General features: G+C 40.2%; 7 protein-coding genes and 1 pseudogene. 3 read left to right on the top strand and 5 right to left on the bottom strand.

From position 1 onward, the window contains the following. The first annotated feature begins 7 nt into the window (after positions 1–7). The 3 genes and pseudogenes from BG00_RS08960 (at position 8) to BG00_RS08970 (ending at position 8,020) form a co-directional block, all read left to right on the top strand. Positions 8–3,208, top strand: coding sequence for an efflux RND transporter permease subunit (locus tag BG00_RS08960; protein WP_036981991.1), 3,201 nt, complete (start codon positions 8–10; stop codon positions 3,206–3,208). A 345-nt stretch (positions 3,209–3,553) separates the two neighbouring features. Next, positions 3,554–4,996 carry an IS1182 family transposase gene (locus tag BG00_RS08965; protein WP_004589456.1) on the top strand — a complete coding sequence of 481 codons (1,443 nt, stop codon included), beginning with the start codon at positions 3,554–3,556 and terminating at the stop codon, positions 4,994–4,996. A 413-nt stretch (positions 4,997–5,409) separates the two neighbouring features. Next, positions 5,410–8,020, top strand: a pseudogene (locus BG00_RS08970) (response regulator). 74 nt (positions 8,021–8,094) lie between these two features. Here the strand turns inward: BG00_RS08970 and BG00_RS08975 are convergent. From BG00_RS08975 to BG00_RS08990, 5 genes are all read right to left on the bottom strand, one after another. Next, entirely contained in the window at positions 8,095–8,496 is a 402-nt protein-coding gene (locus BG00_RS08975; protein WP_036981992.1) for a DUF6691 family protein, read from the bottom strand. 3 nt (positions 8,497–8,499) lie between these two features. Next, on the bottom strand, positions 8,500–8,913 hold the full coding sequence (locus BG00_RS08980) for a YeeE/YedE family protein (RefSeq protein WP_036981994.1): 414 nt from the start codon (positions 8,911–8,913) through the stop codon (positions 8,500–8,502). Between the two features lie 3 nt (positions 8,914–8,916). Next, positions 8,917–9,228, bottom strand: a complete 312-nt coding sequence (locus tag BG00_RS18050; RefSeq protein ID WP_253861367.1) for a hypothetical protein — start codon at positions 9,226–9,228, stop codon at positions 8,917–8,919. A gap of 6 nt (positions 9,229–9,234) precedes the next feature. Then, a complete protein-coding gene (locus BG00_RS08985; RefSeq protein ID WP_445322874.1) occupies positions 9,235–10,212 on the bottom strand; it encodes an OmpP1/FadL family transporter in 978 nt (325 codons plus the stop codon). A 166-nt stretch (positions 10,213–10,378) separates the two neighbouring features. Next, positions 10,379–11,803: a sugar porter family MFS transporter gene (locus BG00_RS08990; protein WP_051498241.1), complete on the bottom strand. Its 1,425-nt coding sequence runs from the start codon at positions 11,801–11,803 to the stop codon at positions 10,379–10,381. Positions 11,804–11,808 lie beyond the last annotated feature (5 nt).

The raw sequence follows: 11,808 nt of genomic DNA on the forward strand, positions 1-11,808 counted from the left end.
CAAGACTATGTTTAATAAAATAATAGATTGGTCTGTTAATAATAGACTCCTGATTTTGATTGCGCTGTTTGCCACAATTGTCGGCGCAATTATGGTTATACCAAAACTAAATTTAGATGCCTTTCCTGATGTTACTAATGTTCAAGTTGCTGTAAATACTGAAGCGCCAGGACTAGCTGCTGAAGAAGTTGAACAACTCATTACGTACCCCATTGAAGCGGTCATGTATGCCTTACCTGATGTAGAACAAGTGCGCTCAATTTCTAAAACAGGCTTGTCTGGCGTCACGGTTGTTTTCAAAGAAGGCACCGACATTTACTTTGCAAGACAACTTGTATTTGAGCGTCTTCAAGCCGCAAAAGAACTGATACCAGAAGGTGTCGGCACACCCGAAATGGGGCCAAACACCTCAGGGCTAGGCCAAGTATTTCAGTACCTTCTTATTTCAGATAAAGATGCAGGCTATGATGCTATGGCACTCAGGAGTCTCAATGATTGGGTAGTAAAATTACTCGTTATGCCTGTCGATGGTGTTACTGATGTACTCTCCTTTGGAGGTATTGTTAGGCAGTACCAAGTAAATGTAGATCCATCTAAGCTTCTTTCTTATAACCTAACGCAAGAAGACGTTGTTGGTGCCCTAGATAACAACAATGCCAATGTTGGCGGATGGTATATGAACCGTGGGCAAGAGCAGCTTGTTATTAGAGGTGCAGGTTGGTTTGAAAGTGGTGACGCTGGTATTAGTAATATCAAACAAGTTCCCGTCAAAACAGTTGATGGGACAGTTGTGACGGTTTCGGATATTGCTAAAGTTGAAATGGGCAGTGAAATTCGTCAAGGTGCTGTCACAATGACGCGCAAAACCGAAGACGGTAAAGTCGAAAATTTAGGTGAAGTTGTCTCTGGCATTGTCTTAAAACGCATGGGGTCTAATACTAAAGCCACCATTGATGGTATCAATGCAAGAATCCCATTGATTAATCAAGCATTGCCTAAAGGTGTTCGCTTTGAACCATTTTATGATCAGGCTGATTTGATTGAAAAAGCCGTTGATACAGTAGTTGATGCACTATTACTAGCATTTATTTTCATCTGTATTGTATTAGCACTATTTTTAATGAATATACGTGCAACCTTCCTTGTCCTAATATCTATTCCAATTTCAATTGGTATCGCGTTAATGATCATGGCTTGGTGGGGCATTTCTGCAAACCTTATGTCATTGGGTGGCATTGCCGTAGCCATTGGTATGCTAGTTGATGGTTCAGTCGTGATGGTTGAAAACATGTTTAAGCATTTAAATAGACCAGACTCTACCCATTTAAAAACTGTAAAAGAAAGAGTGCCTAGTGCTGATACTGATCCACATGATGTAGAACAAGATGAGCATGGTATTAAGTTACGTCTTCAAAATGCGGGTAAAGAAGTGGCTCGTCCCGTATTTTTTGCAGCTTCTATTATTTTAGTCGTATTTACGCCTTTATTTAGCTTTGAAGGTGTTGAGGCAAAGTTATTTCAACCTATGGCAATAAGCATCATTTTAGCTGTTATATCTGCTATTGTGGTTGCGTTGTTTGTTGTACCCGCTTTAGCTACTTATTTATTTAAGTCAGGTGTAAAAGAGAGGGAAAGCTTTGTTCTTAGGCCATTAGACAAACTCTACAGAAAAGGGCTTACATTCGCACTAAAACGCACCAAATTAGTCATTTCAGCCGCACTTATATTAGTTTTCTCTGCCTTTGCATTAGTTCCATTAATTGGTACTGAATTTGTACCTGAGTTAGAAGAAGGGACGATAAACTTAAGAGCAACGCTTGCACCTTCTTCCAGTTTAGATACCGCGCTCACTGTGGCACCAATTCTAGAAGAAAAACTAATGGCTTTTCCTGAAGTAACCTATGCATTAAGCCGAATTGGTCGAGCAGAAATAGGTGGAGACCCAGAGCCTGTGAATAACATCGAAATTTACATAGGGTTGAAGCCTGTTTCTGAGTGGACCAGTGCATCTAATCGATATGAACTTCAAGGAAAAATGGAGAGATCTTTAGAAGAATTCCCTGGGTTGCTACTCAACTTTTCTCAACCTATTGCGACTCGTGTCGATGAGCTACTATCTGGTGTTAAGGCTCAGTTGGCGATAAAGTTGTTTGGGCCTGAACTTGAGGTACTGGCGGCTAAAGGTCAAGAAATAGAAACAGCAATTAAAAACATTGAAGGTGCAAGGGATGTTGCATTGGAGCAAATTGCTGGTGAAGCGCAATTGGTGATAAGTCCTAACAGGCAAGAACTATCACGCTTTGGATTGTCTGTGAGTGACATAATGGAGGTTGTGCGTGATGGTATTGGTGGTGTTGAAGCCGGACAAATAATCAATGGTAATGAACGTTATGATATTTACGTTCGCATAGAGGAAGAGTACCGAAGTAACAAAGAAGCTATTGCTGATATTCGGCTTCAATCACCTACTGGTGCTTGGGTGCGGCTGGGTGACGTAGCCTCAGTCTCATTTGAGTCAGGCCCACCACAAGTTAGACGCGATGATGTACAACGAAGAGTCGTTATCCAAGCAAATGTACAAAATCGAGATATGGGAAGCGTGGTTGCCGATATCAGAACGGTAATTACTGAAAAGGTTGACTTACCTTCAGGTTATTCTGTTTCGATTGGCGGCCAGTTCGAAAGTCAAAAACGTGCTCAAAATAGGTTAGCTATAGTTGTACCTTTATCGTTAGCACTAATCGCACTACTACTTTACTTTGCCTTTGGTTCTGTTGGTCAAGCTATGCTGATATTGGTCAACGTGCCGCTTGCTGTAATTGGCGGAGTTTTCTCCTTATATTTATCTGGACAATACTTGTCTGTACCAAGCTCCGTTGGCTTTATTACCTTATTTGGTGTAGCGGTATTGAATGGGGTCGTTATGGTAGAAAGTATCAACCAACGTATTAAAGACGGTCTAGAAGCATCTAAAGCCGTTTTTGAAGGCGCTACTTCAAGATTAAGACCTGTACTTATGACTGCTATAACATCAGCTTTAGGTTTGATACCGATGTTAATGTCTAATGGTGTTGGTGCAGAAATACAGCGCCCATTAGCGAGTGTTATTGTTGGCGGCTTGGTAACTGCAACACTGTTAACATTATTTGTTTTACCTGTTTTATATCGCTGGTTTTCAGAGAAAAAAATAAAAGAGCTATCCAGATAAAATTACTGTGAACTCTAACCCCACGCTAAAGTCACGTTTAGCGTGGGGTTATTGAGTAGATGAACGAAAAGAAAGATTAGATTTAACAATAAACTAATAGTCATGACTGCTTTGTCGGAATATTTGTCGTTAAACAGGCCAAAGCTAACTTCCGCTTTCGTATCTTTGCAGTCTTAATCTCTATGTGTCTCAAGGTCGGATTATGGCACAGACTGTGTGAAAACTCTGATCACCTTTTGGTCTAAGTATGTTCTGCTTATGATCTATTAATCTATACATTTAGTTCACTTAATATACTGATATTTATATAATTAGACTATTGATTCAGTTGAGGGTTGAGGCAGTATGTCAAAGTTTATAAGCGGTGAAAGTCGTGACCAATCAACGTTATTTCCAGAATCGTTGGAAGACTACGTCAGTGAAGATAATACGGTCAGAGTGATTGATGTTTTCATTGAGGAACTAAATCTAGCTGAATTGGAGTTTAAAGGGTTAACTTTAAAGTCCACAGGCCGCCCTAAGTATCATCCAGCCACATTATTAAAACTGTATCTTTATGGTTACCTCAACCGTATTCAATCATCCCGCCGATTAGAAACCGAATGCCAACGCAATATTGAACTGATGTGGCTACTTGGTAAGTTGGCACCCGACTTTAAAACGATTGCTGATTTTAGAAAAGACAACGGAGATGGTATAAAAAATGTGTGCAAAACGTTTGTTGAAGTCTGCCGTCGTCTGAATATGTTTGAGAAACCAGTTGTTGCCATCGATGGTAGTAAGTTTAAAGCTAGCAACAACAAAGGCAATAATTTTACGCCAAGCAAAGTTAAATTCCACATCGACCGAGTCGAAAAGAATATTGAACGTTACCTTGAATTACTTGATGAAGCCGATAAAGAGCAAGCTAACGTCACAAAAATTAAAGCCACAAAAGATAGGCTAGCTGACTTTCGCAGCCAGTTAAAAAAACTACACGAGATTAAAGAACAAGTTGAAGCTCATCCTGACAAGCAAATATCCACTACTGATCCTGATTCACGTTTAATGAAAACTCAAGGTTTTACAAGAGTTGTGAGTTATAACGTGCAAAGTGCGGTTGATACCAAGCACCACCTTATAGTGGCGCATGAGGTGACCAACGTGCCAGATAGAGGCCAGCTTGCGTCAATGACAAAACTCGCACAAAAAGCATTGCGCAAGGAAGATATAAGGGTATTAGCAGATAAAGGTTACTTCAGTCAGCCCGATATAAAAGATACTATCGATTTGGGTGCAGAGCCAATCATGCCCAAGACGGATACATCGTCCTCTGAAAAGAAAGGGATATTTAACCGCTCACTCTTCAAATACGATGCAAATAAAGATATTTACTTATGCCCCGCTGGTAATGAACTTCAAAATCGAATGCAGGTATTTGAGCAAGGTAAATACCTTGATGTTTACTTCAATCACATTGCTTGTCGAGATTGTAAAATAAGAAGTCAGTGCACTAACTCTAAAAAAGACCCTAGGCGAATAAGGCGGTGGGTGCATGAGATTCTGACAGAAGAAATGCTTCAAAAGCTAAAGAATGAACCTGAATTGATGCTTCATCGCAAGCAAACTGTTGAGCACCCCTTTGGCACAATTAAACTCTGGATGGGAGCTACCCACTTACTAACACGAGGTTTAAAAAGCGTGGGGACAGAAATAAGTCTTCATGTCCTAGCTTACAACTTCAGAAGAATGATAACAATTATGGGAGTTAACGGCCTAAGTAAAGCAATTAGAGTAGCGTTGCCATAGCAGTTTCGTTCGCGCGGAGAAAATTGCGATACTGAGAAAAAATCGATCGCAACCATCTTAAATGGTTTCAAACTAAGAACATACCCAAGACAATTTATTAAAAATTAGTTTTTACACAGTCTGGGCACAGAGCAGTCAACTAAACTGGGCTGCATTATTAAGTGGTTAGCTACATAAAGCCTGTATTTGGTAGCTTTATGCCATTATACACTTCAATTTTATGCCAAGTTATACTTCACTTACGACGCTGTAGCTCAGTAAAAGCATATGTTCTTATGCCAACTTATACTTCAAACAACATTGGGTGTATTAAAATTCCATTTTTTAATATTTCTTATTTATATTATTCGTACACTAATTCTAGATCATACCCACTTAGCTAAATTTTTACCTTTATAGACAATAGCTAATGAGTGAGCAATAAGTGGGCGCTTGCTATATTATTATGGCTTTTAGGGGGATGCGCTAACCTTTTTACCTCTGTATTTTTTTGATAGCTCTGAATTTTTATTTGGTCAGACGTTTGTAATACTCAGTTTAGTGTTTGCTGGGCTTCGTTATTCCCTCCTTAGTTTAGCTATTGTCACTGGTTTTTTATTTTATCGCTGGGGGCATAGCTGGGCCAGTGTTGTTTATGTGCTTGAGCTGTTTTGGCTTTATACCTTTTGCTTAAAGCGTTCTAAGCCAATACTTCCTTTAGGTGCAGTATTTTGGTTTTTAGTCGGCTTACCACTGGTGTGGGTTTTGGGTCACTTTGTTATAGGCCTTCCTTGGCTCACGCTTGTTGTGGCTGCCTCAAAATACTTTATCAATGCCATGATAGCGTTAGCTTTGGTCGACTTAGTGAGTGTGTTTGTTACCCACGCAAGCCGGGCTTATCAAGGGCAGCCTCTGGTCCGTATATTAAGTTATGTTGTCAGTATCATTATTGTTTTGGTGGTTTTGATCACCAGTGTCTTTTTGGTTAATCAGCATTACTCGCGCTTAGAATACGAAGTAAATACGCAACTTAAAGAAAAATCACGCTCGATCAGTGCCCAGCTTAGTGACTATTTGTTGTTTCATAAAATGCAATGGTAATAACCAGTGATGCAATGAGTGCCGGAGCACCAATACAGCAGCTTGAGCGGCTAATGGCTTTATGCCCTGGTTTTGCAACTAGTCTGTATGCGAGCTCCGAAGGTTATGTTGAGAAAAGTATACCCAGTGAATTGCTCAGTGGTTTAAGCCAGAGTCAGCGTTATGTTAATGATCGTCCTTATTTCGCTCAAGCTAGATCAGTTAGAGCGGTTTATTCCCAATTTATTTGAGTATAAAGGGGATTTACTTGTTCTTGATGCCGATAAAAAAATAGTATTTAGCTCGTTAAGTCAGTTTACGGTGCTGACTGATTTTAAGCAGCAGGATCTTAGTATCCAACGTTTTAGTGGTAATCAGCTTTTTCGCTCAAACGATAACGAGGTGTACCATACAAATCAGTATGTTTACGACACTACAGGGTGGCAGGTTATATCGCTCTACAATCGTAAATATTTAAGCTTGGTGGTAGTGGATTCTTGGTTGCCCACTATGTTGCTGGGGCTATTTTCTATTGCACTGGTGGTATTATTTATCTATAAATTTACCCATTTGCTGGTTAAACCCATCATAGAGTTAACTCATTTAATTAACAGCTTTAGTAAAACTAAAAAACACGTATTTAATACAGACTCTAGTTGGTACGAAATACTGCAATTACAGCAACAATTTGAAATGTTGAGTAATGCATTTCAGCATTCAATCAAAAGTTTGCAAGCCTCTAATGTAAAAAATGAAGACCTTAATAAACAACTTAGCCAATTTAATCAGCAATTAGAAGATAAAGTAGCAGAACAAACAACTGAGCTAACACAAGCAGTTAAACTCGCTAATGAAGCAAATATCGCTAAGTCACAATTTTTAGCTAATATGAGTCACGAACTTCGCACACCTATGAATGGCATATTAGGTATGGGAGAGGTTTTGCTTCGAGATCAGTCTTTAAGTAATGAACAAAAAGAGTTGTTGCTCACGCAGCAAAAAAGCTCAAAAAACTTGCTTAATATTCTTAACGATATTTTAGATTTTTCTAAAATTGAAGCAAATGCCATGGAGCTAAATAGTAGACCCACGCAGCTAGCTCCATTTATCGAAAATATACGCTCTTTATTTACGCCGATTGTTAGTACTAAAGAGGTGGAATTTAGCATAATTCAAACCACAAATTTACCACTGTACATTAGTGTTGATGAATTACGCTTAAATCAGGTGATTATTAATTTACTCTCTAATGCGTATAAATTTACAGAGCAAGGCTTTGTGCGATTATCGTTCGATTATAACGATAATAAACTTCAGGTTAGCGTTGAAGATAGCGGTATTGGTATTGCAAAGGCACAGCAATCATTATTATTTAGTGAGTTTACTCAAGCTGATGTTGGCGTTGCTCGCAAGTATGGCGGAACAGGGTTGGGGCTGGCTATTTCTCAAAAGCTGATAAAGATGATGGACGGTGAAATTCATTTACACAGCGAAGAGGGTAAAGGTAGTACGTTCACCTTTAGTATTAGTGCGCCAGAATCAGCAGAGGCTCCCTCAAAGTTACCTAAAAAAACAGCCTCGCAGCCCAGTCTTTTGGATAAACGTATACTGTTGGTAGAGGATAATGCGATTAACCGACAGGTGATTGCAAAAATGCTTGAGCCTACTAAAGCGAGTTTAACAATGGCTGAAGATGGCTTAAAGGCGCTTGAAGTCTTGAAGAGTCAGTCGTTTGATTTGATTTTAATGGATTGCCAAATGCCGAACATGGATGGCTATGAATGCACTCGCGCGATTAGAACCAATGAAATTAAAAGCGGCTTACGAGTACCTATAGTGGCGATCACTGCAAATGCTTATGAGGAAGATAAGCAGCGCTGTTTAATTGTTGGTATGGATGACTTTATAGCCAAACCCATTAATAGCGATGATTTATATACAGTGATTGGTAATTTACTCAGTTGAGCAGCAGTTGAAGAGCACACAACATAGATCACGGTTAGTATGCTAAGTGGCCGAGGCGTGCTCGGCGACTCATATTATATTTTTTTGGTCAGCCACATACCGCCAAGTACGGAAGCAAAAAATAACCAAAACTCTGTTTTAAGTGATACCAGTTGTACAAGCCCGGGGCCCGGGCACACGCCGCTTAAGCCCCAACCTAAACCAAATAGAATAGAGCCAGTAATTAACCGCGTATCGACCTTTTTTAAATCGCTAAGGCTTAGTTTGTCGTTAAACACCGGCGTGCCTTTTTTAGTGAGCCAAAACCATGCGCCCATCATAATGGTCATTGCAACAGCCATAACAATAATTAAGCTACCGTCCCATTGCTGATTAAAAGTGAGAAAGTTAAGCACTTTATCTGGGTTGGTCATGCCACTAATAATTAGTCCCAAACCAAATACAAACCCTAAAATAAGCGTAATAATTGCGTGCATGATTTACCCTACTAAATTAGCGGTGATAATGGCGATTGCCATAAACGTACAGGTTGATACCCATGAACGGGCCGAAAAGCGAGACATACCACATACGCCGTGACCACTCGTGCAGCCATTCGCTAACGTGGTCCCCGCACCGACCAAAAGCCCTGCAATAATAATCATCCAAGGCGATAAGTTTAATTCGCCTACTAACAGCTCAGGGGCAAATAATTGTATAAATACACCTGCTAGTAATAACCCCATCACAAAACACAGTTTCCAACGAGAAGCTGCTGCCAGTGGATTAAAAATTGATTTTATAAGCCCTGAAATTCCCGCTACTTTACCAAATAAAACCAGTAATAACGCGCAGGCTAGACCAATTAAACCACCGCCAATAGCCCCAGATAGTGGTGTGAATTCGGTTGTCATCGTTTAAATCCTCCAAGCAAGGGATAAACCCAATCCTGATTGTTCCATTGAAATTGATAGTTGTTGATTAGGCGCTAAATAGTTTGCACCTGTCACATTTTTAGAGGGTGAATAAAAAGCCATTGCGTTAAATTGCACCGCGTCACTAAGCGCATGACTAATGCCGACTGTAAAATGCCATTCTTGCACACCGGGCGCTAAAATATTAAATAAAATGTCAGATGATGGAATGGGTTGCTCAGTATAAGAAGCACCAAACCTAATTTTTTGTTGCTCAGTGCGTTGCCATTGATAACCCAGTTTATAAATACTCATATCGTGTCAACCAAAGCCTGCTCCGGCTTCAGCCCCTAGTGGCGCTGACATTAAATTAGTAATAGGGTTGGCGATACTTTTTACTTCACTGTAATTTATTTTTTGCCAATCAAACACCACTTGGTGCGATGGTAAAAACTGCCAAGCGGTACTGATCTGAATAGAGCTTGGTAAATCAAACCCGCCTTGCTCTGCAAACAGGCCGCTGTAACGGTCAAATTCATCCATAGACGCTGATGAACGGTAACTGGCGCCCCAGCTAAATGACGAATTAATAATGTGGCTGATCCCAAGTTGCATTCCAATGCCTGTGCTGGTATCAACGCCATTATTAGACAGCGCCTCTGGCTTTTGCGAAAAGGCGGCAAAATTTGCCAAACCTTGTGCTTCAAATTGTTGCACTACATAAATAGCAGAAACACCTAGGCGTATTTGTTCATTTAATTGATAGCTCATGGTTGGACTGACAAATAACTGTTTTAAGTCAACACCAGTGGTGCCGCCATAAAATGTGCCTTGAGGGGCAGAAGCAGCCACATATTCTGTGTTCATTCCGCCGTTACCGTAAACTAATAGGCCAATATTAATGCGCTCATTTAATTGATGGCCAATAGCAAATTCGGGAATTGCAAATAAGCTGTTATCACTTTTTTTGGTTGTTGCGTCCAAATACAGTGCATTGGTAAAGTATTCATCGACCTTTGCAGCGGTGTAGTTACGCTCAGGAGCAAATAATTCTATGCCTACCGACATTTGCGTGCCATTAGCTGAAAAAGTAGCCGGGTTATTTGCACCCGACATTAACTCTTCTGATAACGCTACACCAGCACCTGCCATGCCTTTGTGAGTCATACCGTAGCCATGAGTAAAATAGCCATTCGTTGCAAATACATTAAATGTGCTTAACGCAGAGGTGAAAATAAGGCCCGAGAGTAACTGTTTTTCATTTAAATTGAGACTAAGTAGAGATAGTTGGCGAACAATAGCTAACTTTTTATATTCTAAAAAAGAACTTTAAAAGATTATATATACTAAAAAAGCATATTGTTTGTAGATGAGGAACAAGCAAATGAAAGGGCTTACAAAGGAGAGATAAATACGTTGGAGTAAAATAGCATTTTTAAGCGCTATTTTACTCCAGCCAAGTAATTTACATTGACTCTAATTTCATACCGCGTGTTTCTTTAATGTATTTAACCACAAAGAACACACTAATAAACGCCGAGAGAGTGTAAAAACCATAGGCGCCTGCTAAACCAATACTACCTAGCATAATCGGGAAGGTCATAGTAATAGCAAAGTTAGCTATCCACTGCGCACTGGCAGCAACTGCAAGCGCTGCACCACGGATGCGGTTATTAAACATTTCGCCAAGCAGTACCCACACAATTGGGCCCCAGCTTAAACCAAAAAATACCACAAACAGGTTAGCCATTATTAAAGCAAAGGTACCCATATTTTCGCTAAGTGCTAACTTGCCCGCTTCATCAAGACCTGCACTGCCAAAGGTGTAGGTAAGTGCACTTAAACTAATAAACATACCTATACTACCTACCAATAATAGTGGCTTACGACCTACTTTATCGACCAAAGCAATAGCTATAAAGGTCGATAAAATATTAGTAGTGCCGGCAAGTACATTAATAAATAGTGATTGTGATTCATCAAAACCAGCGGCTTGCCAAAGCTCTGAACCGTAATAAAATACCACGTTAATACCAACAAATTGTTGAAACACTGACAAGGCCACACCCACCCAAACAATAGGGTGTACCTTTTTACTGCCATCTATAAATAAATCGCGAATACTTGGTTTTTTATCGCTTTTCAGAGACTGCTTTACGTCATTGATTTGCGCATCAGCATCATCGTCTGAAATTTTATTAAATACAGTTTTAGCGTGTTTAAGCTTGCCTTGTGCAACTAAGTAGCGCGGTGACTCAGGGATAAACAAGACCCCAATTAAAAACAAGCCTGCAGGAACCAGTTCAGCCCAAAACATCCAGCGCCATGCAGCTAAGTCTAACAGTAAAATACCCTCGGCACCGCCTGCGGCATTAGCAATTAGGTAGTTACTTAAAAAGGCAGCAAACAGACCCAGCACAATAGCAAGCTGCTGCAGTGTTGCTAAACGGCCGCGTAAGCTGGCAGGTGCTACTTCTGCAATATAAGCCGGCGCTAAAACAGATGCCGCACCTATACCTAATCCACCAAATAAGCGGTAAAAAATAAACTCAGCTGAGCTATCAGCAATGCCAGAGCCAAATGCACTGATAGCAAATATAAGTGCAGTGACAATCATAATAGCGCGACGGCCAAATTTGTCAGCTAATGGGCCAGCAGCTAAAGCACCCAGCGCACAACCAAGTAAAACAGAGGCAACATTAAACCCTGTTGCTACACTGCTTGAGTTAAATGTATTACCTAATGCCGATACAGTGCCATTTATAACGCCTGAATCAAAACCAAATAAAAAGCCACCAATGGCGGCAACAGCCGATATAAAAATAACGTATAAAAGTGAGCACTTTGTCTGTGCGCTTTGCACACCTTTAGCTGCATACTGTGTTGTCATGTTGT

The sequence above is a fragment of the Pseudoalteromonas sp. SCSIO_11900 genome (assembly GCF_000576475.1).
In the GTDB taxonomy this organism is placed as follows: domain Bacteria; phylum Pseudomonadota; class Gammaproteobacteria; order Enterobacterales; family Alteromonadaceae; genus Pseudoalteromonas; species Pseudoalteromonas tetraodonis.

Excerpts from the sequence above, each read along its gene's own strand:
- BG00_RS08960 (WP_036981991.1), top strand. The coding sequence starts at position 8 with ATGTTTAATAAAATAATAGATTGGTCTGTTAATAATAGACTCCTGATT.
- BG00_RS08965 (WP_004589456.1), top strand. The coding sequence starts at position 3,554 with ATGTCAAAGTTTATAAGCGGTGAAAGTCGTGACCAATCAACGTTATTT.
- BG00_RS08975 (WP_036981992.1), bottom strand. The coding sequence starts at position 8,496 with ATGCACGCAATTATTACGCTTATTTTAGGGTTTGTATTTGGTTTGGGA.
- BG00_RS08980 (WP_036981994.1), bottom strand. The coding sequence starts at position 8,913 with ATGACAACCGAATTCACACCACTATCTGGGGCTATTGGCGGTGGTTTA.
- BG00_RS18050 (WP_253861367.1), bottom strand. The coding sequence starts at position 9,228 with ATGAGTATTTATAAACTGGGTTATCAATGGCAACGCACTGAGCAACAA.
- BG00_RS08990 (WP_051498241.1), bottom strand. The coding sequence starts at position 11,803 with ATGACAACACAGTATGCAGCTAAAGGTGTGCAAAGCGCACAGACAAAG.